At 44.3% G+C, this 25,546-nt stretch carries 21 protein-coding genes; 14 read left to right on the forward strand and 7 right to left on the reverse strand.

Translation table 11 applies throughout. The features are described from left to right. The first annotated feature begins 26 nt into the window (after window positions 1-26). The 3 genes from nrdB to ACMXYW_RS03825 all read left to right on the forward strand — a co-directional run bounded on the left by nrdB (window position 27) and on the right by ACMXYW_RS03825 (window position 2,399). Window positions 27-1,157 (forward strand): class Ia ribonucleoside-diphosphate reductase subunit beta, encoded by a 1,131-nt coding sequence (gene nrdB / locus ACMXYW_RS03815; protein ID WP_415883700.1) that lies wholly within the window; start codon window positions 27-29, stop codon window positions 1,155-1,157. 11 nt (window positions 1,158-1,168) lie between these two features. Next, window positions 1,169-1,435, forward strand: a complete 267-nt coding sequence (gene yfaE, locus ACMXYW_RS03820) for a class I ribonucleotide reductase maintenance protein YfaE (protein ID WP_415883701.1) — start codon at window positions 1,169-1,171, stop codon at window positions 1,433-1,435. A 571-nt stretch (window positions 1,436-2,006) separates the two neighbouring features. After that, complete coding sequence (locus tag ACMXYW_RS03825) at window positions 2,007-2,399, forward strand: hypothetical protein (protein ID WP_415905274.1); 393 nt, start codon at window positions 2,007-2,009, stop codon at window positions 2,397-2,399. 49 nt (window positions 2,400-2,448) lie between these two features. Here the strand turns inward: ACMXYW_RS03825 and ACMXYW_RS03830 are convergent, their stop codons facing one another. The 3 genes from ACMXYW_RS03830 to ACMXYW_RS03840 all read right to left on the reverse strand — a co-directional run bounded on the left by ACMXYW_RS03830 (window position 2,449) and on the right by ACMXYW_RS03840 (window position 4,502). After that, window positions 2,449-2,937 (reverse strand): hypothetical protein, encoded by a 489-nt coding sequence (locus ACMXYW_RS03830; protein ID WP_415905275.1) that lies wholly within the window; start codon window positions 2,935-2,937, stop codon window positions 2,449-2,451. A gap of 101 nt (window positions 2,938-3,038) precedes the next feature. After that, window positions 3,039-3,887, reverse strand: coding sequence for an AraC family transcriptional regulator (locus tag ACMXYW_RS03835; protein ID WP_415905276.1), 849 nt, complete (start codon window positions 3,885-3,887; stop codon window positions 3,039-3,041). Between the two features lie 15 nt (window positions 3,888-3,902). Further along, window positions 3,903-4,502 carry a LysE family translocator gene (locus ACMXYW_RS03840; RefSeq protein ID WP_415905277.1) on the reverse strand — a complete coding sequence of 200 codons (600 nt, stop codon included), beginning with the start codon at window positions 4,500-4,502 and terminating at the stop codon, window positions 3,903-3,905. Window positions 4,503-4,715: 213 nt separating this feature from the next. Between ACMXYW_RS03840 and cysM the strand changes: the two genes are divergently transcribed. The 7 genes from cysM (at window position 4,716) to rlmB (ending at window position 14,713) form a co-directional block, all read left to right on the forward strand. Next, window positions 4,716-5,612, forward strand: a complete 897-nt coding sequence (gene cysM, locus ACMXYW_RS03845) for a cysteine synthase CysM (RefSeq protein WP_415905278.1) — start codon at window positions 4,716-4,718, stop codon at window positions 5,610-5,612. A 251-nt stretch (window positions 5,613-5,863) separates the two neighbouring features. After that, the gene (gene relA / locus ACMXYW_RS03850; RefSeq protein ID WP_415905279.1) at window positions 5,864-8,125 is read left to right on the forward strand and encodes a GTP diphosphokinase; all 2,262 of its coding nucleotides are present in this window, start codon (window positions 5,864-5,866) and stop codon (window positions 8,123-8,125) included. Between the two features lie 26 nt (window positions 8,126-8,151). Next, window positions 8,152-8,970: a nucleoside triphosphate pyrophosphohydrolase gene (gene mazG, locus ACMXYW_RS03855; RefSeq protein ID WP_415905280.1), complete on the forward strand. Its 819-nt coding sequence runs from the start codon at window positions 8,152-8,154 to the stop codon at window positions 8,968-8,970. Between the two features lie 204 nt (window positions 8,971-9,174). Continuing rightward, window positions 9,175-11,784: a phosphoenolpyruvate carboxylase gene (gene ppc, locus ACMXYW_RS03860; protein ID WP_415905281.1), complete on the forward strand. Its 2,610-nt coding sequence runs from the start codon at window positions 9,175-9,177 to the stop codon at window positions 11,782-11,784. A 380-nt stretch (window positions 11,785-12,164) separates the two neighbouring features. After that, window positions 12,165-12,824 carry an adenylate kinase gene (adk, locus tag ACMXYW_RS03865; RefSeq protein WP_415883710.1) on the forward strand — a complete coding sequence of 220 codons (660 nt, stop codon included), beginning with the start codon at window positions 12,165-12,167 and terminating at the stop codon, window positions 12,822-12,824. A gap of 137 nt (window positions 12,825-12,961) precedes the next feature. Continuing rightward, window positions 12,962-13,972, forward strand: a complete 1,011-nt coding sequence (hemH, locus tag ACMXYW_RS03870) for a ferrochelatase (protein WP_415905282.1) — start codon at window positions 12,962-12,964, stop codon at window positions 13,970-13,972. Next, window positions 13,973-14,713 (forward strand): 23S rRNA (guanosine(2251)-2'-O)-methyltransferase RlmB, encoded by a 741-nt coding sequence (gene rlmB, locus ACMXYW_RS03875; protein WP_415883712.1) that lies wholly within the window; start codon window positions 13,973-13,975, stop codon window positions 14,711-14,713. It abuts the gene before it with no gap. Between the two features lie 82 nt (window positions 14,714-14,795). Here the strand turns inward: rlmB and ACMXYW_RS03880 are convergent, their stop codons facing one another. Then, entirely contained in the window at window positions 14,796-15,119 is a 324-nt protein-coding gene (locus tag ACMXYW_RS03880; protein WP_415905283.1) for a thioredoxin domain-containing protein, read from the reverse strand. Between the two features lie 599 nt (window positions 15,120-15,718). On the opposite strand from ACMXYW_RS03880, the gene ACMXYW_RS03885 reads away from it, so the two are divergent. Next, window positions 15,719-16,951, forward strand: a complete 1,233-nt coding sequence (locus ACMXYW_RS03885; RefSeq protein ID WP_415905284.1) for a DEAD/DEAH box helicase — start codon at window positions 15,719-15,721, stop codon at window positions 16,949-16,951. Between the two features lie 75 nt (window positions 16,952-17,026). Here ACMXYW_RS03885 and ACMXYW_RS03890 read toward each other — a convergent pair whose 3' ends face one another. After that, on the reverse strand, window positions 17,027-18,208 hold the full coding sequence (locus ACMXYW_RS03890; protein WP_415905285.1) for an acetate/propionate family kinase: 1,182 nt from the start codon (window positions 18,206-18,208) through the stop codon (window positions 17,027-17,029). A 5-nt stretch (window positions 18,209-18,213) separates the two neighbouring features. After that, on the reverse strand, window positions 18,214-19,149 hold the full coding sequence (locus ACMXYW_RS03895) for a bifunctional enoyl-CoA hydratase/phosphate acetyltransferase (protein ID WP_415905286.1): 936 nt from the start codon (window positions 19,147-19,149) through the stop codon (window positions 18,214-18,216). 302 nt (window positions 19,150-19,451) lie between these two features. Between ACMXYW_RS03895 and ACMXYW_RS03900 the strand changes: the two genes are divergently transcribed. Then, window positions 19,452-20,930 carry a response regulator gene (locus ACMXYW_RS03900; RefSeq protein WP_415905287.1) on the forward strand — a complete coding sequence of 493 codons (1,479 nt, stop codon included), beginning with the start codon at window positions 19,452-19,454 and terminating at the stop codon, window positions 20,928-20,930. A gap of 52 nt (window positions 20,931-20,982) precedes the next feature. On the opposite strand, the gene ACMXYW_RS03905 is transcribed toward ACMXYW_RS03900, so the two are convergent. After that, on the reverse strand, window positions 20,983-23,640 hold the full coding sequence (locus ACMXYW_RS03905; RefSeq protein ID WP_415905288.1) for an EAL domain-containing protein: 2,658 nt from the start codon (window positions 23,638-23,640) through the stop codon (window positions 20,983-20,985). Window positions 23,641-23,983: 343 nt separating this feature from the next. On the opposite strand from ACMXYW_RS03905, the gene ACMXYW_RS03910 reads away from it, so the two are divergent. Together ACMXYW_RS03910 and ACMXYW_RS03915 are read left to right on the forward strand one after the other, a co-directional pair. Then, window positions 23,984-25,018: a DUF2333 family protein gene (locus ACMXYW_RS03910; protein ID WP_415905289.1), complete on the forward strand. Its 1,035-nt coding sequence runs from the start codon at window positions 23,984-23,986 to the stop codon at window positions 25,016-25,018. Between the two features lie 94 nt (window positions 25,019-25,112). Beyond that, entirely contained in the window at window positions 25,113-25,538 is a 426-nt protein-coding gene (locus ACMXYW_RS03915) for a PilZ domain-containing protein (RefSeq protein WP_415905290.1), read from the forward strand. Window positions 25,539-25,546: the final 8 nt, after the last annotated feature.

Below are 25,546 nucleotides of genomic sequence, written 5' to 3' on the forward strand. Positions count from 1 at the left end.
TCCAGGTTTCAGGAACGAACACTCCGATGGCGTACACTACGTTCAGTCACAGTACTCACGATGCAACTAAAGAGCCGATGTTTTTCGGTAAAAGCGTAAACGTTGCTCGTTACGACAGACAAAAATATCCAATCTTTGAAAAGCTGATTGAAAAGCAGCTGTCGTTCTTCTGGCGTCCAGAAGAGGTCGATCTATCGACTGACCGTAAAGATTTTATGAATATGCCGGAGCACGAAAAGCATATTTTCTTGAGCAATTTGAAGTACCAGACGCTACTTGATTCTGTTCAAGGACGTTCACCTAACGTTGCCTTTCTACCAGTCGTGTCTATACCTGAGTTGGAAACATGGTTCGAGACTTGGGCGTTTAGTGAAACGATTCACAGCCGCTCTTACACGCATATTATTCGTAATATCATCACTGAACCGTCTGAAGTATTCGATCAGATCGTGACAAACCCAGAGATCATTCGCCGTGCGGATTCTGTGACACGTTTGTACGATGAGTTCATCAACCTATCCAGTGTTTACAGCATTCACGGTGAAGGTCTACATACGGTTGATGGCAAGGTTTACGACACGTCTATGCGTAACCTTAAGAAGAAACTTTACCTAACGTTAGTATCTATCAACGTACTAGAAGCGATCCGTTTCTACGTAAGTTTTGCATGTTCTTTTGCCTTTGCAGAGCGTGCGATCATGGAAGGTAACGCTAAGATCATTAAACTGATCGCCCGTGATGAAGCGCTGCACCTAACGGGCACGCAGCACATGCTAAACATCATGGCATCTGGCGCTGATGATCCAGTCTTTAAAGAGATTGCTAAAGAGTGTGAACCAGAGGTTTACGCCATCTTTAAAGAAGCAGCTCAACAAGAGAAAGATTGGGCTGAGTACCTGTTCCGTGAAGGTTCGATGATCGGTCTTAACGCTCAGATCCTATCTGACTACGTTGAGTACATCACTAACGTACGTATGAAAGCGTTGAACTTGGAAGAGATCTTCCCATCACGTCAAAACCCACTGCCGTGGATGAATGCGTGGTTGATCAGTGACAACGTTCAAGTGGCACCGCAGGAAGCGGAGATCAGCTCTTACCTTGTAGGTCAGATCGACAACGAGGTGGATGAAGGTGATTTCGACGGCTTTGATCTATAAGAGGCAAGCGCATGTCTGGCCCATCACGCATCAAAGTTAACCATCACCATACGTTCTACTATCAGTACGAACCAACCTTACTCGACGCGCTGGAAGCACAAGAGATTCCAGCGCCATACAACTGCCGCGGTGGATACTGCGGCTGTTGTAAAGTTCGCCTGATCGAAGGTGAAGTTCAATATGTTCAAGAGAGCTTATTGGACCTGCAGGATGACGAAGTCCTCACCTGCTGCTGTATCCCGAAAACACATATCGAATTAGAGATGCCTGACGAGTAAGTGGGCACTTCCTAATCCTTTCTTTGCGCCAAAAAATAATGCACAGCTACAAAAAAGTGCGGTGATATCTGTGGATTTCGCCGCTGTGCATTATTCTTGTGCACAGCTAAAAAAAATCCTTGTCAATATTGCATTAATTAATTTTTAAAAGTTTAAAAAATCTTGTTGATTTATGTAACTAATTGAAATTTAAGGATTAATTTTTATTGGGTTAAATTTTAAACTATTTGCTGAATTCAACGTAATTAGTGCGTTTCAGCGATCTACCCAAAAACTATTCACTGAGTTATCCACAGAAGGTGGGGATGTTTTTCATTTGGTAAAAATTGTCGTTTGTGGACAAGAGATGGGATAACTCGGTTGGTTTTCCTCTACAGTCAATCTTGTTATGTTGGCTGTACCGTGAAGTGGCATGTAAATGTTACAGACTGACTTTCAAAGTACTTTATATCTATGGTGAGGTGTTTTGGAGAGCTGCATGCTAAATCAGATTGTAGGGTGCAATAGCAAAGCGTATTGCACCATGTTTATTCTTGGGTAGTTAACCTTAAAAGCGATTTAAGTGAGATGTATGAAAGCTTCAGTTTTAGGTGTGCTTGTTGGCTCTCTTGTATTAAGTAGTGCGGTATTTGCCGAAGATGATTGGCAATGTCAGGGTTTTGGCTATGCATATAGTTATAAATCCAAGGAACTTATTTACTCCTCTATTCAGCATTATCGTTTACCTAATGCGAGTTATGTACCCAGTGATATAGAATTTAAAAACGATTGGAAGCGTTTTTTGAAGGCTCATATCGGTAGCTTACGAACTAAAGGATTTAGTGCGACTGTAGTGCAGAATTGCAGTAATAGAGGCAAGCCAAAGGGAGCTAAAGATGATCTGTATAAGGTAATGGAAAAGTACAGTAGAAAAGGTTTTGCGAAGCTGCAGGCTAAAAATTATACGTACCAGCCAGAAGACTAGTACGTATTCACGATAAAGGAAGTTAGAAACTTCCTTTATTGTTAAAAGATTACTTTTGGCAGGCTTTCTTTAGCTTTTTCATTTTCAAGTAGGTTAACTTTCCGGCTTGAGAATCATTACCAAAGTGCAATTTGATATTTTCGTATTTGCTACGTTTAACTTTGCGCTCCCAATCATCAAGCTCACGCTCTCGTTCCATGGATACGCTATTTTCCGCAAGTTTTATTCTAAGCATGAAGCCGTAAAAGTCATCTGTAGCATCGATTGATAGTTCAGACTTTGCAATATTTTGTGGGTAATCCGAGTAAGACCAGCGTCTCCAACGATTTCCGCTCAAAGATTTTCCTTTGGCAAAATACTTTATTTCCATCATGCAGCCATCAAACATAATTTCGTTGTTATAGTATTTGTCTTGATAGCGAACTTCGGTTGGGACAAGTAAAAAGATTTCATCTTCAAGAGATTCAATACTTGACCAAGCTGAAGGGGAGGTAAGAATGAGAGTGAGCCCAAGAAAGTGGGATATCCATTTAGGCATTTCTAAAGTCCGATTTTTGCGTGAGTGGATGTATTTTTCTTTGTAGCTAATTCTATAGAATAATGGGATTAGAGTTAAATTTGTTACCTCCATCAATTCTATTATTCATTTCCCACAAAAAACGACTGATAGCTCTTCGGCGTTACCGCCACGCGTTTCTTAAAGTGTCTTTGGAAATGGCTTTGATCGGCAAAGCCCAGTTCCAGTGCGGTTTCTGCTAACCCATTTCCTTGCTGCAGTAGTTGCTTAGCTCGGTTGATCCGTTGATTAAGTTGGTAGGCATGCGGAGCTTGGCCGTATTGTTGTTTGAAACTGCGGATCAAGTGGTAACGGCTTAATCCGGTTTCGGCGCAAAAGTCATCGAGAGACCAAGGTGAATCGAGTTGGTCCATGATTAGCTCTTTTACTCTGTGGATATGGAAGTTATCCAGCGCCTTATGATCACTTTGGGTGTTAAGGTCTTTACCGAAAAGCACTTTCAGATATTCAATCAATAGAGTTTCAGCAGCGAGTTTATTGTCGCTTTCACAGAGCTGCTTAAATAGGCTATCGAACTGCGAAAATAAACTAGGGGTACTTTGCAGAACTTGGTTAAACGCGAGGTAATCTTGATTGTTGCTGTTGAATAACTCGCTCTGTAACTCGCCAATCCAATCGGTATCGATAAACAGCATTCGATAAGACCATTCACCTGCATCAGGGTTGCAGGAGTGAGCATCGCCCGGGTTAATCGTTACAGTAGTGCCTTGATGGATCTTATTAGCTTGTTTCAGGTTGTGGTATTTAGCGCTACCGGTATCAATCACGCCGAAAGAAAACTCATCATGTGAGTGAGTCTGGTAGCAAGCTGCCGAGCGATGGGCTGAGCGCATTTCAATAAAAGGCAGCGAAGCACAGCGAGCAAAAAACTCGGCAGGCTTTTGAGTGTTGGGTTTGCTGGTCTTTTTCATCGGCTAACTCAGGCGCTAATTTATCCAGATAGGTGCAATCGTTAGAAATAGCATTATGCCCATAATGCGGTTAAATAGCTTTTGCTGTTTGGGTTGCGCTAGATAATCTTTAATCAGATGCCCAGCGACAGCCCAAGTTCCAACGCCAATCAGGCACGCCGCAAAAGAGATTGCGCCAAACACACCTAAATATAGTTGAGGCTCGGACTGGTTTAGTACAAATACACTCACACCTGAGATCGAGACTAACCAGGCTTTAGGATTGAGCCCTTGGCTGAGTGCGCCTTGCATAAAAGTGGGCGGTGTTGAGCTCTGTTCTTGGTTATTGGACTCACCGGCTGCCGTAGCAATTTTGTACGCCATATAGATAAGAAAGGCGCTGCCCAGATATTTAAGGATAACTAATAGCTGTGGATTGTTTTGAAACAGCTGATGCGTACCTGCACCTGCAAGTAAAACAATCAATGTGTAAGAGATAGTCGCCCCGAGTACATGGGGCAGGGTACGTAAAAAACCATAAACCGCAGCGGAACTGGTTGCGATGATATTCACAGGGCCGGGGGTAATCGCACCGACAAGGGCAAATATAGCCATAGATAGGGTGAGTGCAAACATAGGAAACCTTCTAACGTAAATTATTGGCTTACTATGGCAGTGCTTAAAACCGATTTATTGAACGAAATTGCGCTGGGCTATGCTTGTTGGTGAAGAGTAGATTTCTTGTGCTTTTAGGGAACCCTCGGTAAACTTTTGTGTCCTTTATATAGGCTATAAAAAACAGCTTTTTTATAACTTATTATTTGTTTCTTATAACGGTGAAAAAATTCTATGAGCGTGCAGTTTCCAACAATTGAAGACTATGTCGGTAAGACCCCACTTGTGCGTCTACAGCGTATAGGTCAGGGCAACGGCAATGTGATTCTATGTAAGCTGGAAGGTAATAACCCTGCAGGCTCAGTTAAAGATCGTCCTGCGCTTAGTATGATTCAGCGTGCAGAAGATCGTGGCCAGATTAAGCCGGGTGATACTCTGATTGAAGCAACATCAGGTAACACAGGTATTGCTTTAGCCATGGCAGCTGCAATCAAAGGTTATAAGATGAAGCTGATCATGCCTGATAACAGCAGTGCAGAGCGTAAAGCTTCGATGACGGCTTACGGCGCAGAGCTCATCCCTGTGACAAAAGAAGAGGGCATGGAAGGTGCGCGTGATTTAGCACTAGCGATGCAAGAGCGTGGTGAAGGTATCGTACTTGATCAGTTCTCTAACTTTGATAACCCAGAGGCACACTATCGTGGAACAGGCCCAGAGATCTGGGAACAGACTCAAGGTAAAGTGACTCACTTTGTTAGCTCTATGGGCACTACAGGTACCATTATGGGTACGTCTCGTTTCCTTAAAGAGCAAAGCGCTGATGTTCAGATTGTTGGTTTGCAACCAAGTGAAGGTGCACAGATTCCTGGTATTCGCCGTTGGCCGCAGGAATATCTTCCTAAGATCTTTGATGAAAGTCGTGTAGATAAAATTTTGGATATTGGTCAGCAAGAAGCTGAAGATACAATGCGTGAATTGGCGCAAAAAGAAGGCATCTTCTGTGGCGTATCTTCTGGTGGTTCTGTCGCCGGAGCATTGCGTTTAGCCAAGGAAGTCGAGAATGCGGTGATTGTGTGTATTATCTGCGACCGCGGTGATCGTTACCTTTCTACCGGTGTGTTTAACGGTTAAGTTTGGATCGCAGACGTTTTTTGCAATATAGAAAAGCCCCAATGGGGCTTTTTTTGTGCTTGGCATAAAATATTAGTGGGCATTAATACTTAAGAAATTCGCGCTTTGGCTTCTGAAGGAATAGAATATGCGCCGCATGAGTAGAGTGCAGAAGTTGATTAATCACTTCTAGCCCATATATTTAGTGCAGATAAAAATAATAAAAATAGCCGGTGAACGGTAGGGTTAATTTCTGGGAGCAGTAGTAGAACATGGTTAAGGTACGTCAAGACCAGCCTATTCTAGACGATGGATCTGTAGATCTAGATGTTTGGTTGGAGCACCTTCAGGATCTTACAGACATTGAAGATATCGATGTTATTCGCCGTGCTTGTGAAATGGCAAAACAAGCGCAGGATAACAGCGAAGCATCAGAAGATGTCTGGGCTGAAAATAGCCATAACAGCTACCGCACAGGCCTAGAAATGGCGCAGATTCTTGCAGATCTGCATCAAGATCAAGATTCCCTCGTTGCCGCTATTCTTTATCGAGCAGTGCGTGAACGTAAACTGCCTATCGAGCGTGTTCGTAAACAGTTCGATAAAGGCATCGCCCAATTGATCATGGGCGTTCTACAAATGGCTGCAATCGGTAGCCGTAAAAATCCTCGAATCGATGAAAGCGTATTGGGTAGTGAAACTACTCAGATGGACAATGTCCGTAAGATGCTGGTGGCGATGATTGATGATGTGCGTGTGGCGCTGATCAAAATTGCTGAGCGTACTTGCGCTATTCGAGGTGTAAAAGACGGCAGTCGCCGCAAACGTTATCTTGTGGCGCGTGAAGTATTTGATATCTACGCGCCGCTTGCTCACCGTCTTGGTATCGGTCATATCAAATGGGAGTTGGAAGACCTTTCCTTCCGTTATCTTAAGCCTAATGACTATAAACACATTGCCAAGCTTCTGGATGAGAAACGCTTAAACCGTCAGGACTATATCGACAAGGTAGTTCTACGTTTAGAAAGCGAGCTAGAAAACGTCAATATTGATGGTGAGGTTAGCGGTCGAGCTAAGCACATCTACAGTATTTGGCGCAAAATGCAGCGTAAAAATATCGAATTTAGCCAAGTTTACGATGTTCGTGCTGTACGTATTTTGGTGCCGCAAAGCCGAGATTGCTATGCGGTACTGGGTATTGTGCACAGTTTATGGCGCAATATTCCGCATGAATTTGATGACTATATTGCTTCACCAAAACCGAACGGCTACCGCTCCCTTCATACCGCTGTATTTGGTCCAGAAGGCAAAGTATTAGAAATTCAGATCCGTACCTTTGATATGCACGAAGAGGCGGAGCTAGGTGTATGTGCCCATCACCTATATAAAGGCACAGACACTAAGCAAAGCAGTGATGCCTACGAAGATAAAATCGCATGGTTGCGTCAGGTACTTGAATGGCACGATGACTTGGGCGAAAGCGAAGAGTTTGGCGACATGCTGCGTGGCGATGTTGTTCAAGATCGCCTCTACATCTTTACCCCTGATGGACATGTTATCGACATGCCTAAAGGTGCGACGCCGGTTGATTTTGCCTACCGCGTGCACACCGAAATTGGCCACCGTTGCCGCGGTGCCAAAATTAATGGCCGTATCGTTCCGTTAAACCGTCGTCTACAGACCGGAGATCAGGTCGAGATCATGACGGGTAACGAAGAGCGCCCTCGTCGTGACTGGCTAAATATCAACCTTGGCTTTGTAACTACGCCACGAGCGCGTGCCAAAGTTGCGCACTGGTTCAAGTTCCAGGCGAAAGAGCAGAATGCCGATGCCGGCCGCTCTATCGTTGCGAAAGAGTTTAAACGCTTGGCAATTGATCTAGACGAGCTAGATATTAATCAGATCGTTGAACAGGTTAATTACAAGAATACTGAAGATATGTATGCCGCTTTAGGTGCGGGTGATCTACGTCTGTCGCAGATCATCAATGCCGCTCAGAAACAGGTACTGCGTGATGAGGAAGAGCAGCTTGATCTGGCTCTACCTGCTCAGAGTGCTGGTGATTCTGGTCAGCCAGAAGGAATCCGTATTCGTGGTGTCGGTAATCTACTCACTACGATGGCGAGTTGCTGTAAGCCTGTATTGGGCGATCCTATTGCCGGTTATATCACTCAAGGTCGTGGTGTTTCTGTTCACCGTGAAGACTGTATCAATATGATTCAGTTGCAGGAACGTGAGCCTGAAAGGGTGATCGAAGTTGATTGGGGTGAAACAGGCCAGACAACTTACCCTGTGGATATTTATATCGAAGCGTTCGACCGTTCTGGTCTTCTGCGTGATGTTATGTTGCTGATGGCTGAAGAAGATCTAAACATTATTGCTGCGAATACTCTGTCAGATAAACGCGACAATATTGCACGTCTAACTCTGACTACCGAGATCTCCAGTCTGGATCTTTTGGGTCGTATCATGGACAAGATCAATCAGGTGCCAAACGTAATGGAAGTTCACCGTCAACGCGGTGGCACCAACTAATCAGCTGGATGTAGGTTTTTTGCGTTATGGCTCAGTACACAATTGATGATCTTATCTATCTGATGTCACGTCTGCGTGATCCTGAAACCGGTTGCCCTTGGGATCTTAAGCAGACCTACGCCACTATTGTGCCGCATACCTTGGAAGAGGCGTATGAGGTTGCAGATGCTATCGAGCGTGAAGACTGGGAACATCTAAACGATGAGTTAGGTGATCTACTGTTCCAAGTGATCTTTTATACCCAGCTGGGTTCTGAAGATCAGCGATTCGACTTTTCCACAGTCGTAAACAACCTGATCAAGAAGTTAGTTCGTCGCCATCCTCATGTTTTTCCAGACGGTACCTTGCACTCCAATTGTGCAGATAACCCGATCTCGGAAGAGGAGATTAAGCGCAACTGGGAAGCGATCAAACAGCAAGAGCGCGATGCTAAAGAAGCTAAAGGTATCAGTCGAGTCTTAGACGATGTACCGCGTGCTTTGCCTGCACTGTCTCGTGCTGCGAAATTGCAAAAGCGTGCTGCACAAGTGGGTTTCGATTGGAACGAAACCGAAGCCGTATTGGATAAGATGGAAGAGGAGCTAGCAGAGCTTCGTGAAGCCATTAAGTCCGGTGATAAAGCTGCGGTAGCTGATGAGATGGGCGATATGTTGTTTGCTCAGGTCAATCTTGCCCGTCACCTTGGTGTAAACCCTGAACATGCTGTTCGTGGAACCAACCAAAAGTTTGAACGTCGCTTTAGCTTTGTTGAAGACCAAGTGCTCGCATCTGATCGTGACTGGGATGGTTTCTCTTTAGACGAATTAGACGCCTTTTGGGATCAAGCCAAAGCTAAAGGTCTGTAGCTTCTTTAAAAAGTTCGTAGCAGGCTTTTAGCATGCAGTTAAAACACTTGTACTCCTCCTTACTTACCTCTCTTATAGCCCTGTTTTAGTGCGCTATTCCTTAAATAATTAACTGAATTTACTGTGTTTTTCTTCTTTTTAATGGGTTAGCATCGAAGAAAACCGACTCCATCGGTATGCGAATTTTTGCGTCAGGAGGGATATATGACCAATCTGCACGAAGCTTTACGCGATGATGTTCGAATGCTCGGCTCTAGCCTTGGTGAAACCATAAAAGCACACCTTGGTGATGAACTGTTTGATAAGATTGAAGTGGTACGCCAGTTAGCGAAAGAGGGACGTACGGAAGAAAACCCGGAACACGAAGAGCTACTCAAAGCGCTACGTGAACTGGGCGAAGATGAAGTATTACCGGTTGCCCGTGCGTTTACTCAGTTTTTAAACCTCGCCAATATTGCCGAAGAACACCACAGGGTACGTCGTTACCTTGAAGTCACCGATGTTTGTACTCCCGATTCTCTCTGTACTCTGTTTGCTCAACTGCGTCAGAAAGGTTTTACACCTAAACAGATTGCTGATTCTTTGTGTGATACCCAGATCGATCTGGTGCTTACGGCGCATCCTACAGAAGTTAACCGCCGTACCTTAATCCAAAAATACGATGATATTGCTGACTGCTTGCGTCGCTTAGACCGAGGCGATGAGGAAGCTCAAGTTCGTTTGGATGAATTGATTCGACAGATTTGGCATACCGATGAGATTCGTAAGCAACGCCCAACACCAGTGGATGAGGCGAAATGGGGCTTTGCGGTAATTGAAAACTCTCTTTGGACTGCGGTGCCTAAATTCTTGCGCCGTGTAGATGCGCAGTTAAATGAGACACTGGGTGAGCGTTTGCCGCTCGATAGCTCGCCAATTCGTTTCGCATCTTGGATGGGGGGAGACCGTGACGGTAACCCGAACGTAACGGCCAAAGTTACCGAAGAGGTGTTACTGCTTTCTCGTTGGATGGCAGCTGATCTTTATCTGAAAGATGTCGATGCTTTGCGTGCCGAACTATCAATGTATCAGGCTAGCAAAGAACTGATGGCCCGCGTAGGTGACTGTGCTGAACCTTATCGCAAGTTACTGGGTGAAGTACGTAGCCGTTTGCAGGGCACAAAGAACTGGGTTGCGCGTCAGTTGAAAGGCGACGTTGATGGCGATTACGACGTTTATGTCCATGAGGAAGAGCTACTAGAACCGTTGATGCTGTGCTATCGCTCTTTGCAAGAGTGCGGTATGGGTATCATTGCAGAGAATGCGTTGGAAGATATTATCCGTCGTATTGCTTGCTTCGGCCTAACCTTAGTGAAGTTGGATATTCGTCAGAGCTCTGATCGTCATGCGCAAGTATTTGAAGAACTCTCACAGTTTTATGGCCTAGGTTCATACAGTGGCTGGACCGAGGAGGGGCGTCAAAGCTTCTTGTTGAAAGAGCTACAAAGCAAGCGCCCGTTATTCCCTAATGAGTGGGTGCCATCTGATGAAGTGCAGGAAGTTCTCGATACCTGTCAGGTAGTTGCTTCAGCCGATAAGAGCGCATTGGGCTCCTATGTAATCTCTATGGCTAGCCATCCTTCCGATGTATTAGCCGTTATCTTGCTTCTACGTGAGATGGGCATCAGCCATAACATGCGGGTAGCACCGCTGTTTGAAACCCTGAATGATCTTGAGAATGCCCGTGATTGTATCGATGCTTTGTTAAGCGTTGATTGGTACAAGGCCTATACCCAAGGCCATCAAGAGGTGATGATCGGTTATTCCGATTCCTCCAAAGATGCAGGCCAATTGGCTGCGGCTTGGGGCCAGTTTAAGGCACAGGAAGGGCTAACTCAGCTATGTAAAGATCATGGTGTTCACTTAACCTTGTTCCATGGTCGTGGTGGTACAGTGGGCCGTGGTGGCGGTCCAAGTCATACAGCGATTTTGGCGCAGCCTCCGGGCTCTGTAGATCATAGCCTGCGCTTAACTGAACAGGGTGAGATGATCCGCTTTAAGTACGGAATGCCTGATTTGGCGATTCGTAACTTAGAGCTGTGTACAGGTGCTGTATTGGAAGCAACGCTAAGTCCGGCTCCTGGGCCAGAGCAAGCGTGGCGTGAGCAGATGGAAGCCATGGCTAAACGAGGCTTAACCGAATACCGTGCCATTGTGCGGGAAAACTCGATGTTTGTGCCGTATTTCCGTGCGGCTACCCCAGAGCAAGAGCTAGCGAAACTGCCATTGGGATCGCGCCCAGCTAAACGCCGTCAGGATGGTGGGGTAGAGAGTCTACGTGCGATTCCATGGATCTTTGCGTGGACGCAGATTCGCTTAATGCTGCCAGCTTGGCTGGGCAGTGATAAAGCGTTGCAAGAAGCGCTGAATGAGAGCAGTCAGTCGCTGGTCAAAGAGATGTATCAGAAATGGCCATTCTTTAGATCCACTATCGACATGCTTGAGATGGTATTGGCGAAGAGTGATCGTAACATCTCAGCTTACTATGATGAGCAGTTGGTTTCTGAAGAGCTGGGCGTGTTGGGTTCTAGTTTGCGTCAGCGTCTTGGTGATATTGTTGGTCTGATCAATCAGATTAAAGAGCAAGATGGCTTATTGGAAGCTAGCCCTGTGATTCGCCAGTCGATCGATGTGCGAAACCCATATATTGATCCGCTGCATTTCTTGCAGGCAGAATTGCTTCATCGAGATCGTAACCAGCCAAATGAACGCTTAGAGCAAGCGCTAATGGTAACTATGGCGGGTATTTCCGCAGGTATGCGAAATACTGGATAAGCTGATTTTTAAGCGATTGTCGCTGTTTTTATGATCTAAGTTACTGCGGTGCAGCAATAATTGCTTGTGCTGCAGTGACTTGATAACGTAGTCTCTTATACAGATTTTTAATTCAAAGCCGCTGTTGAAACTCCCGAACTTTCAATAAGTTTGCTGGAGATGGGGCCGCTTTGACGATGACTACCTATCAAACTAACGGACTTATACCTTGGTTCCATAAGTCCTGTATTGGTAGTCCTAATGTCGAATTGTTCGCTTTTAAGGTCATGGTATCGTCCGGCATTAACATTTTTTTATGACAGATTTCTGCTTATTCGATCAACATAGATCGGATGGCGACAACTTTAAAATTTTAAACTTACTAGTTAGGAGTTTCCTGTATGCGTATTATCCTTCTGGGCGCACCAGGCGCAGGTAAAGGTACTCAGGCACAATACATCACTGAGAAGTATGGCATTCCTCAGATCTCTACTGGCGACATGCTACGTGCTGCGGTAAAAGCGGGTACCCCTCTGGGCGTGAAAGCCAAAGAAGTTATGGACGCAGGCCAGCTTGTTTCTGATGACATCATCATCGGTCTAGTTAAAGAGCGTATCGCTGAATCTGATTGTGCAAACGGTTTCCTATTCGACGGTTTCCCACGCACTATCCCACAAGCTGATGCTCTAAAAGATGCTGGCGTTAACATCGATGCTGTAGTTGAAATTGATGTTGCTGACGAAGAGATCGTTAAGCGTATGGCTGGTCGTCGTGTACACCCAGGTTCTGGCCGTACTTACCACGTTATTTTCAACCAGCCTAAGGTTGAAGGTAAAGACGACGTAACTGGTGAAGATCTAGTTCAGCGTGCTGACGATGCAGAAGACACTGTTCGTGACCGTCTGAAAGTTTACCATGACCAGACTGCTCCACTGATCACTTACTACAAAGGCTGGGCTGAAGAAGACGCAGCTGCTGCACCTTCTTACGTTTACGTAGCAGGCGTTGGTTCTGTAGAAGATATCCGTGACGGCGTATTCGCTGGCTTGGAAAATGCTTAATTAGCATTGATCTAAATGATTTAAAAAACCGTACCCCACCGGGTGCGGTTTTTTTATGCCTATAATCAGCGCTAACTATAGGATTTTAGTCGCACATCCGAGATAATCTCCCCCTTACATAAAAGGAAAGATGCTGAATGAGCCAAACAGATAAAACCGCCGTTGTATTAGTTAACTTAGGTACGCCTGACAAAGCTGAAAAAGGCGCTGTTCGTCGTTACCTAAAAGAGTTTTTATCTGACCAGCGCGTAGTCGAGGGTAAGTGTGTTAAACGCTTATTCTGGTTATCTGTATTGAACGGCATCATTCTTAATGTTCGCCCGGGTAAAGTGGCTAAAGCTTATGCCAGCATTTGGGAAGACGATTCCCCAATGCGTAAGATCCTGGACAAACAGGTGGCTGGCCTGCATCTTCTGCTTCAGCAAAAGCATGGTGAACATGCACCCGATGTATTCTCGGCGATGACTTATGGCAAGCCGGGTCTGACTCCTCGTTTGCAAAAGTTACAAGAGAGCGGTTACCACAAAATTCTATTGGTACCTATGTATCCGCAATATTCAGCAACCACGACGGCACCTATCTACGATCAGGTAGCTAAGTTCCAACTTAAACAGCGTGAAGTTCTGGATATTCGTATTGTGAACTCCTATTACAGCCATCCAGAGTATATTGCTGCCTTGGCCGATCAGGTACAAAATTTCCGTACAGAACACGGTACACCGGATAAATTGATCCTTTCATACCATGGCATTCCGAAAGAGTATTTTGATAAGGGTGACCCTTATCCAAAACAATGTCATGAAACCTCTGAGCTGTTGGCGGCTAAACTAGGTCTTGCTGATACCGAGTGGATGACGACCTTCCAATCCCGCTTTGGGCCTAAGGAGTGGATGCAGCCTTACACTGATAAGACATTGGAATCTTTGCCAGAGAAAGGTGTTAAGTCTCTGCAGATCGCTTGTCCTGCGTTTTCAGCTGATTGTTTGGAAACGCTAGAAGAGATCGCTATCGAAAACCAAGAGGTGTTTATGGAAGCCGGTGGTGAGTCTTATGAGTATATTCCAGCGCTGAATGCCCAAGACAGCTTTATCGAGCTATTAGCTACACTGGTACGTGAGCAAGCAGGCGATTGGGTTGGAGTTCGCTAAATGAAATACGAATATCTTTTCGGCATTCACGCCGTAAACACTGCACTTAAGCGTGATGCACAACGTATCCAGAAAATCCTGATCGCTAAAGGTCGTCATGATGACCGTATGCAGCGTTTGTATGAAACGGCGATGGGTCTGAAGATCCAATGTGAACAGGTAACCAAACGCGATCTGGAAGAGCTAGCCGATGGTGGTTCCCACCAAGGTGTTGTCGCACTGTGTAAACCGATCCAAACCCACAACGAAAAGTTCCTAGATCAACTTCTGGACAACCTTGATGTACCACCGTTCCTATTGGTACTCGATGGTGTAACAGATCCCCATAACCTAGGTGCTTGTCTGCGTACTGCTGATGCAGCCGGTGTACAGGCAGTTATCGCCCCTAAAGATAAATCTGCACCACTAAACGCAACCGCAGCTAAGGTCGCTTGTGGCGCAGCTGAAGCGGTACCGTACATTCTGGTAACCAACCTTGCCCGTACCCTAAAAAGTCTGCAAGAACGCGGTATCTGGACCACAGGCACCGCAGGTGAAACCGATCTAAATGTTTACCAAGCTAACCTAACAGGCCCTATGGCGTTGATTATGGGCGCAGAAGGCCAAGGTATGCGTCGCTTAACACGTGAACATTGCGACCAGCTAGTTAAAATTCCAATGGCGGGTGAAGTGAGTAGCCTTAACGTTTCCGTTGCTACCGGTATTTGTTTGTTTGAAGCGGTTAGACAGCGAAGCAGTTGATTACTGCTTTTAGAGCAAACCATTTAAAAAGCAGCCTTGTGGCTGCTTTTTTGTGGGCGGAAATTGAATCAGGCTACTGAAATTACTTTAGGCATTCTTTGATAAGCTGCTGTACCGGTTTGTTAACCAGATCAGGTGCGCCTACAACCTCACAATGCTTACCAGCGGTGTAGATATGAAGGACCGGGATACCTCTTACTTTATGCTGCTTCGCTATCTCTGGTGAATTATCCACATCAACAAACTGCACTTGGGTTTGTGGGTTCTCTTTATTATGAGCCTGCAAAACTGGCGCAACCCTTTTGCATGGCCCACACCATTCCGCTTCGAAATAAAACAGCTCAGTATCATCAGCGGAAGCTGAAGTCGCATAAAAAAACATCAGAGAAAACAGTACTTTTTTCATTGGATAGAAGCCTAGGTCAGTAAATAAGCATGCTGACTATATCTGAAAGAAAGTTAGCAGCAAGTTTAAGTCATATGCAATTTTATGCTGTATCTCTTTGCAGATCTTAAAGTTAAGCTGGCCCTATCGTTTTTATAGGGCAATTTTTTAGTTAGAGGGATTTTTATGATTTCAGGTTTTATCTTCTATTTTATTGTTCCAGTCTTATATGTTGGGACCATATTCGCATTATCGAAAAATTTTACGTTTTTTAGTCTTACCGTTTGTGCAGGGGTAATACTTATCAGCAAAATGTGGTCTTGGTTCGATTTTGAACTTTTGCAAAAAAGAACATTTGGTTTCATGGTATCTACAATTCTTGTGTATTTATGTACAGGCTTTTATGTGGCTCTTTTTATGGCTGGGAGCCCTTAACTATATTTAAGAGGAAAGGGCAGTGAAATATGAACTGACCTGATACTTCAAAAAATGATCTTAGATAGAGAAATCCTGTATCATAGCCACATCTGCTCGTTCACTGTGAAAGCAGCGAACCTGATCTTTATACGTTATCTTTGAAAGCGATGATTGTTCATCGCTTTCTTTGTTATGGAATCACTATGTTTTCTGATATCGCACTACATCCACAATTAGAAGAGAACCTTAATGCGCTTGGCTTCAGTGAGCCGACTGAGGTTCAGCAAAAGGCGGTGCCTTTGTTGTTGGAAGGGATGGATCTGTTGGTAAGTTCGCCAACGGGTAGCGGTAAAACCGGAGCCTATCTGATTCCATTAGTGCAGGAACTATCAGCAGGTAAATCGCCAACACGTCAGCCGAAAGCCATCGTACTTGTACCTGTGCGTGAATTAGCTGAGCAGGTGTTACAGCAGTTTAATAAATTGGCTACTGGTCTAGAACTAGATGCTGTTTCGCTGGTGGGCGGTGAAGATTTTAAACAGCAGGAAAAGCGCTTGGCGCGTGCTGATTTGGTGATTGCGACACCGGGGCGTTTAGTACCGCATTTGGAAAACCGTTCTATTGAGTTGGATAGCCTAGATCTGCTGATTCTGGATGAAGCGGATCGTATGCTAGAAACCGGTTTTAAAGAACGTTTGGATCAGATTCTAACCCTTTGCCCAGAAGCACGTCAGACATTGTTGATCTCTGCGACTTTGCCAACGCAAGTTCGTACGTTAGCTCAAAAGCTTTTGGTCGATCCTGAGTGGATTCGTGTTGGTCAAAAGCGTGAAGTTGAAGAGGGAATCAAGCAGAGCATTTTGCTGTCTGATGATCAGTCTCATAAAGATAAACAGCTATGCTGGCTGCTAGAAAACGAATCGTACGACAAGGCTATTGTGTTCTGTAACAGTAAAACAGAAGCGCGTCGTTTGGATGGCTTTTTACGCTACCATAAATTCAAAGCGGCTCTATTGCATGGTGATGTGCAGCAGAAAGGCCGTTTCGCAACGATTGAAGGCTTTCGTAAAGGCACAACAAAGGTTTTGGTAACCACTGACCTCGCATCCCGTGGTTTGGATGTAGAAGGGGTTGAGTTAGTGATCAATATGGAGATGCCGCGTAAGGGCGATCTCTACCTTCACCGTGTTGGCCGTACCGGTCGTGCTGGTCAAGAAGGTCAGGCGATCTCTTTGATTGATCCGCACGAGTGGAATCTGATGTCTTCGATTGAGCGTTACCTGAAGACTCGCTTTAGACGTAAATTGATCGAAAGCTTAGTAGGTAGCTACAAAGGCCCGAAAAAAGTAAAAGCTTCGGGTAAAGCGGCTGGCACGAAAAAGAAGAAAAAACCGGCTAGTGGCAAGAAGAAAGCGCCGAAAAAACCGAAGAAGTAATCTTGGCCGATTTATAGATATAAAAAAGGGTACTTTTGGTAAGTACCCTTTTTTAATGTTTGAGCGTAATGACGATTAAGCCATTAAATCCTTAGTGTGCAGGGCGATCATCGCTTCCTCATTGGTCGGGATGACGCGCACAGTCACTTTAGAATCGGCCCCATTGACAATGCTGTCGTTGGTTGAATTAGCATGAGGGTTAAATTTAACGCCCAGCCATTCACAACGTTTAAGGATCCGTTCTCTGACATTGGCGCTGTTTTCGCCGACACCACCGGTGAAGACAATCTGCTCTAGACCTTCGAGTGCTGCAGATAAGCGACCAATTTCTAGTGCCGCTCGGTAGCAGAACATATCGATCGCTTCTTCAGCTTCTGGCTGATCGCTTTGTTCAAGCTCCAACATATCAGAGCTGATACCTGATACACCAAGCCAGCCACTTTGCTTATAAATCAACGCTTCAAGATCATCTGCCGAAAGGTTGTGATGGCGCTGTAGGTAAAGCAAAACACCCGGGTCGATATTGCCACAACGGCTACCCATTGGCAGACCATCTACCGCAGTAAAGCCCATGGACGAAGCAACAGATTTACCCTCGCCGATGGCGCACATACTTGCGCCAGCGCCTAAGTGACAGACTACGGTTTTTAGATGGCCGCTTTTCTGCTCAACAAGTTGGCGCTGAATGTATTCGTATGAAAGCCCGTGGAAACCGTAGCGATGAACACCTTCCTCAGTGTATTTACGAGGCAGGGCATAGTGTTGCTCCAACGAGGATTGCTCGGCATGAAACATTGTGTCAAAACAGGCTACTTGAGGTAGGTCTGGAGCTATGTTTCTGCAGGCCTCGATCAGTCTTAGGTTATAAGGCTGATGCAGTGGCGCTAGTGGAATAAAGCTCGCCAGCTTATCTAATACCTGATCATTAATCAGGATAGGCGCGCTAAAGTGACTACCCCCATGAACAACGCGATGGCCGAAGGCGCATAGAGTGTTGTCACTGACTTCAGCATTTAGCCAGTCGAGTATAGTTTTTAAGCAGGCTTGGTGGCGTTGCTCTTTAGGCACGTCGCTAAAGCTTGGCGTGCTCTTAAGTAGAACTTCACCGGACGCGCCTTTCACTTTAAAGCGAGCGGTATCATTAAGGATATTGCCCAGCTTAAAGTTATATAGCAGCTCTAGCTTAGCGCCTGTGTACTTAAACAAAGCGCATTTTAAGCTAGAGGAGCCGCCATTAACCGTTAAAATCGTTTCCATACGACCTACTTTTCTTTGTGATGAACCATATGAGATGCCAGTGCACAGGAGGCTAGACGAGCAAGTGTTTTATCTGCGCGGCTTGTTAGGATAATCGGCACTTTGGCACCCAATGCGATGCCTGCTGATTTAGCGTTGGCTAAATAAATCAGCTGTTTAGCGATCATGTTGGCTGCTTCTAGGTCAGGCGCTAGCAGAATATCAGCATCACCAGATACTTCGGAAACAATGTGCTTGTCGATAGCGGCTTGTTGCGAGATCGCATTATCAAACGCTAACGGGCCATCAATTAAACCACCCGTAATTTGGGAGCGATCTGCCATTTTGCAAAGCGCAGCAGCATCGATGGTACTTTGAATATTCGGCTTAACTTTTTCTACCGCGGATAAAATAGCCACTTTCGGCGTTTGAACGCCTAGTGCACGGCAGAAGTCGATCGCGTTTTGCGTGATATCTTTTTTGCAGTACAGATCAGGTGTGATGTTGATCGCAGCATCGGTGATGATCAGTGGCTTATGATAGTTGGGTACATCAAACACGAAGACGTGACTCAAACGACGCTCAGTTCTGATCCCTTTCGTTTTATGGACCACTGCGCGTAGTAGCTCTGATGTGCCTAAATGGCCTTTCATCAATACTTCGGCTTCGCCGCGCTTGATCAATTCGCAGGCTAGCTCTGCAGCGGCGTGGCTATGTTCTGTATTGATGAGCTCAAAATTACTGATATCCAGATTTTGCTCTTCAGCAACGGCTTTAATCTTTGCTTCCGGTCCCACTAATGTTGGGATAATCAGGCCATGCTCGGCTGCTTCCACTGCGCCAATCAGACTGTTGCCATCAACGGGATGCGCAACAGCAGTACGGATAGGGCGAGCCTTTTCAGCTTGTTCAATAAAAAATTCTAGCTGGTCGTGCAGCGGTGGTTTTTCTTGAATAACCATCAAAACCTCGAAAATAAATTGTATTACCCGTTAATTGATAGAACTGAAGGTAATAATTGTATATGACCTGATTATGACGCACTGCAACATTTTTGCTAGTGATTCATGTCAGGTTTATAAACAAAGGTCGAATATTAACGTGATTAAACGTTAAAAATTTCATGTTGTTGAGTCACAAAAACGCTAAAAATAACCTAAGGTTTAGTAGGGTCTTGAAATACAGGGTGGTATAAATAATAGAGAATATACTTTAGTTCCAGACTATTTGGTCTGGCAGGATGGAACCTCTGGGAGATATAAGGATGCAACAAACCATTTTTGTGGTTGATGGCAGCTCAACGATTCGAACGTTTTACAAAGCTGTACTCGAAGATGCTGGTTATCGCGTTAAAGTGCATCAAACGGGCGAAAGTTGTTACAAAGCCCTTAGTTTTGATATTCCTGATCTCATTATCTTGGGAGCTGAACTGCCGGATACTGAGTGTGTCGCGTTCTCCGGAAAGATTAAGTCCCGACCCGAATTTCTGTTAGTTCCAATCATCGTTGTATCTTCTATACGCTCTATGGATCTGAAACGTAACTGTTTTCAGGCAGGCGTAACCGATTTTATTATGAAAAACTGCACTCAACACTTTTTGCTTGAAAGAGTGAAAAATGTGATTGAGCGCAAAGAGACAATGCAGTTCAGCCAACACATCGCTGGACAACGATTCAAAGTATTAGTGGCTGAGGATAGCGTGGCTTTATTAGCGCTCTATGGTCAGATGCTTGAGCAATTAGGCTGTTCGCCGGTGCTTTGTCAAAATGGTAAGGAGGCGTGGGAAACGCTGCAGCAACATGATGATATCGATCTAGTGATGACCGATGTTGAAATGCCGGAGATGGATGGTATCGAGTTAAACCATCTGATCCGTTCCTGCACTCAATATGATCAAGTACCTGTGATTGTCGTAACTCAGTTCGACCAAGAAGAGCTGTTATGCGATTTGTTGACGGCAGGTGCAAGCGATTACATAACCAAACCATTTAGCCATGAAGAGCTGTGCGCGCGTGTTGGATCTCATCTTCGTACCCGTCACCTGTATAAGGAGCAGCAGCGACTCAATCGAGAGTTGGATGAGGCTAATAGTTACTTGGAAGAGCGTGTTAGAGCACGTACACAAGAACTGTATGAAGCTAATTTAGAGACAGTCCAAAAACTGGCGATGGTTTGTGATTACAAAGATAACGATACAGGTAATCACATCAATCGAGTGAAGGAGTATTCAGAAGAGTTGGGTAAAGCGATTGGATTATCTGAAGAGGTCGTCAATCGTCTTGGCTTTTCTAGCATGATGCATGACGTGGGAAAAATTACTACGCCTGATGCGATTCTTAATAAACCTGGTCCATTGGATAATCAAGAGTGGGAAGTTATGCGCTTGCATTCTTCTATTGGGGCTAAGATCTTGGGTAAGAATGCCTTTTTCAACATGGCAAGGGATATAGCGGTAGCTCACCATGAAAAAGTGGATGGTAGTGGTTACCCTAAAGGTTTGAAGGGCGATGAAATTCCACTCGCAGCGAGAATCGTTGCGGTGGTAGATGTATTTGATGCGTTGGTGTCTAAACGCAGCTATAAGGATGCTTGGACTCAACAAGAAGCGATTGAAGAGCTTCAACGAATTGCCGGTAGTCACCTTGATAAACGCCTTGTAGAGGTTTTTGTTGGGTTGCTTGAATCAGGGCATTTGGATTACATCCGAGTTCAGTATCCAGAAGAACAAGCCCAGTTGGGTTAAGTTGTTCTGTGGAAACTCCGTTTTCTATTATTTCATACCTACTTTTCTTTACTTAGGTAAGGGTGCAATTGAAAGCGTGAGTATTTGGTAGGTTTTCTGTTTCTACTAAGGTTTCCATCTCTTTATATACCAGAGGTCGACTAAACAGATAACCTTGTCCGATATCGCAGCCAAAGTCCCTTAGCATAGCTAGTTGGTCTTCATCTTCTATACCTTCTGCAACTACTTTCATTTTCAATGCATGCGCCATCGTAATAATTGTATGGGTCAATGTTGCATCGCCTTGGTTATGAACCATATCTTTTACAAACGCTCGGTCTACTTTCAAGGTAGAGACAGGGAAAGTGGTTAGATAACTTAAAGAACTATAGCCAGTGCCAAAGTCATCAATGGTAAGTGATGTTCCAAGTTCTAGCAGCTTTTCTAAACGAGGCAGCAGTTTGTCGATATTTTCTGCCAATAGGCTTTCGGTGATTTCGAGTTCAAGTCTGCTAGGGTCAATGCCAGTTTCTTTGATCACTCCAGCGACCATATCAATGACACTATCATCATTCAGCTGTCTGATAGAAAGATTAACGGCCATGATCAAAGGTGCGTCACTAAATTTCTGTAGTTCGATCAGATCTATACAGGCTTGACGTAGTGCAAACTCACCAAGCTCATTAATGACACCAATATCTTCTGCTATTTCAATAAACTCAAATGGACCGACTGGACCTAATACAGAACTATTCCAGCGCATTAAGGCTTCAAAGCCCATAATACGTCCTGAACCTATATTATTCTTGCTTTGGTAAGCCATATGAATTTCACCACGCTCTAGCGCTTGGCGAAGCTCCGTTTCGATAGTGTGACGGCGCTTTAAGCGTCTATCGAGTTCATGGTCAAAGAAGCTGTAACGGTTGCGGCCATCCTTCTTGGATTCGAACAGAGCGATATCAGCAAACTTGATTAATCCTACTACTTCATTGTTGTCTTCAGGGTAGCGTGAGATACCTATACTGACAGAAATATAGATCTGTTTGCCCTCAATCAATACAGGTTGCTCTACATCATGTAAAATATTCTCTGCTAGCGTTTCTACTTCTTGAGTTTTTGTATACGTTGTGTGTACTAAAAATTCATCACCACTAATGTGGCATATCTGTGCTTTCCCTTTGCAACATTTAACTAACCTGCCAGCTACAAGTTGTAGTAATTGATCACCGATCATGTGACCAAATGTATCATTTACCGCTTTAAAGTTATCTATATCTAAATAGAGTACAGCAACTTGCTGTTTATTTTTCCACGCGTTTTGTAGTTCTCTTGTAAGATTTTCATTAGTTCTGCGGCGATTAGGCAAGCCTGTTAATGGATCAAAATTTGCCTGTTTATAAAGTTTAGCCTCCGCCTTTTTACGGCTACTTATGTCTTGTACAACAACTACATAATGGGTGAGTTCTTCTTCAGGGTTTGTTATGTGGCTTATAGAGAAAGAGTACCACTTACCGTCAAAATCTGTTTTACGTTCACCAAACCAATTGCCTCTAAGTGCAATTTCATCGCTGATCTTTGTAAGGTCTTTAGTTAAAACATTGTAAGGTGGAAAATCGATAATGTTATGTCCATGGGCTTTAGTATGGGCATTAGGCTTTGCTGTGGTTAGATCAAAGTGGCTATTAGCGTATTCTATCGACCATAGGTTATCAGTGATCACAACGCTGTTAGGGCTTTGTTCAATCGCTTTAGATAATTTTTGAACTTTACGTTCTGCTTTTTGCTTTGCGTCGGACATCCGTTTGCTAATTTGTATGGAAACTCTGTAGGCAAGCAATGCAGCTAGAAGGAATAAAACAAATACAGTACATATAGGGCGTATGCGTTCTAACCAAGAGTTGAATAAATTCGTGACAGGATAAGAGTTAAGCGTGATGAGTTTGTATTCGGGTAAATAACCTACGTTTGCTAGGACTTTCTCTCCTTTAACTTTAAGTTCTAGTCCTTGCTTCACTAGACCAGATTGCAGGTTATATTGGATTTCGGAGGCCGTTTCTTGAGCTAAACGCCAACCAAATAAATCTGAAACAAACCCTTTAGGAACAGGGTAAGACATACGTACTTGTCCGTGTTCACCTAGCAACCAGATTGTATTGTTATCTGGGCTAATAAATTTTTGCATGAGAGAGGTTTTGCCTTGAACACGATAAAAAGCGACCACGACGGCAATGATGTTTTTGTCGTTATTCAAGATAGGGACATAGAAGGGAAGTAAAGATTCTCCTAGAAGGCCTGCCCTATGAAGATAACCTATCTGAGCGGTTCGGCTTACTTTTAGGTTTTCTAATACAGTATTTGGACTTGATAACTCTGGTAGATTGATACTTCCTTTACTAAGTAGCACGTTTCCTTTCGTATCGATTAGGGCAAATGTGGCTGCTTCACCGGTTGCTGAAAGAAGATACTCAAATACATTTGAAACCGAGCGTTCTTGTAGATTTTTTTCGATAAAGCGTGCTTTGACTGTTTTGACAATAAGACGTGTTTGATGATCAAAGAAAGACCGGCTTTGACTGATTAGCGTCTGATTTTGTTTGTATAGCTTATCGAATTGGTTGGTTTTAACATCATTCCAAAGGGCAATACCGAAAACAGTCAGTGCAGATAAAAGGATCACTGAAAGTAGTGTGAATAAAAGCCTTAGGGGTTTGATGCCTTCGTGTCCTACCATAATTACACCCTCCTTGTGACGCTGCTGGTGGAACGAATCAGCAGGTCCCTGTCACTATAGCAAATATATATCATCTTCTTATGATGTTTGATTAAACATCATAAGAATAAACACCAAATACTGACTTGAATTACTAAAGTATCTTTTATTTGAGTAATTTTTCAAATTTGGTCTACGTGAATCTAGGGCAGCACCCTGTTGTAATATAGATTTTGTATAAAAGAATTTTTTGCTTCGACCATTGCAACGTTCCGAATGGCTTTAGGATCAGTTAAGCTGTGGCAATAGATAATGAGTGGACAAGTTTTTTCGTCTAGACGGATTGTTAGAGTTGAGGAACCTCATGGGATTATTGATTGATTGGTTTTTGGATTTTTGGGACAACATGCCAGGGGGCAAAATTAGCCGGGCTATTTTTAGTGTAATCATGCTAGTTATAGTTATCTCTGTCCCTCTAGGTATTTATTGGAGCTGCCCTCCAGCAGGGTTTGATCCGGTAGTAGAAGCTAAAACGGATGCTGAGGAGCAGGGTGTTAAAGTGACGACTGGTTATCCAACGGTTTATACGCTTCACCGATTGATGGATACCCTATTGCATAAGCCTGGTGGCTATATAACTAACGATGTGGCACCTCCGGGTATCTGGCTAGATAACATCAGCAATTGGGAATATGGTGTGTTGGTCCAGTCACGTGACCTTGCACGTGCTTTACGTAAAGACTTTAGCCGTTCACAGTCTCAGTCAGTAGAGCACCCAGAATTAACAATTGCTGAGCCTCAATTCCATTTTGATGCGAATAGTTGGTTGCTTCCTTCTTCGGAATCTCAGTATAAAGAGGGTCTTGAAGCGCTACACAAATATCAAATGGAACTGACCAAAGTTGCTGAATCTGAAGCTCAATTCTATGCCCGTGCTGATAACCTGAATAACTGGTTAGGTGATGTGCAAACGCGTTTAGGTAGCCTATCTCAGCGTTTAAGTGCAAGTGTTGGTCAGAAACGTGTGAATACTGATCTAGCAGGTGACCCTGCTGCAGAGCAATCAACGCAGACTGCTTCTGATAAAGAGGTGAAAACACCTTGGCTAGAAATAGATGATGTATTCTATGAAGCGCGTGGTTCGGCTTGGGCACTGTTGCATATCTTAAAAGCGGTTGAGCAAGACTTTGGTCCTGTATTAGACAAAAAGAATGCACGTGTGAGTCTTCGTCAAATTATTCGTGAGTTGGAAGCGACTCAGGAAACAGTTTGGAGCCCAGTGATTCTAAATGGCGGCGGTTTCGGTTTGTTTGCTAACCACTCTTTGGTAATGGCGAACTATATCTCCCGCGCTAATGCGGCAATTATCGATCTGCGAGAGTTGCTAGCGAAAGGTTAAGGGACGATTAAGCAATTTTTGTTTATTTTTAAGGGGCTTAGTGCCCCTTATTTGTTTCTGGGTCTACACTAAATAGTAGTAGAGGAGAAACGTTATGCCTCGTCGTTTTATTCGTCATCCTGCAGCGATTCCAATAAAGCTATGCAATCAGCAAGCTAATAACCAAAGCGTAACTGAAGTTACCACGCAAGATGTCAGTGCAGGTGGATTGTCCTGTGAAACAGAAAAGCTAATGACCCCAGGTGAGGCTGTAGAAGTTGAGATCTCATTAGAGACACCACCTTTTAAAACTATCGGTCATGTTGTTTGGTGCAAAAGTAAAGGTAATGGATTTTTGGTAGGGATTGGTTTTTCTGATCTGGCAACAGCTTATGCTGTTCGCATGGTAGAACAGGTTTGCTACATTGAAGAGTATCGTCAAAAAATCTTAGAAGAAGAGGGACGAGAGCTAGATTCTGAAGAAGCTGCGATTGAGTGGATTGAAGCGCATGCCCATGAGTTTCCACAAAATGTGCACTGAGTAAGCAG

This window comes from Neptuniibacter sp. QD48_55, from assembly GCF_047778115.1.
Lineage (GTDB): Bacteria > Pseudomonadota > Gammaproteobacteria > Pseudomonadales > Balneatricaceae > Neptuniibacter.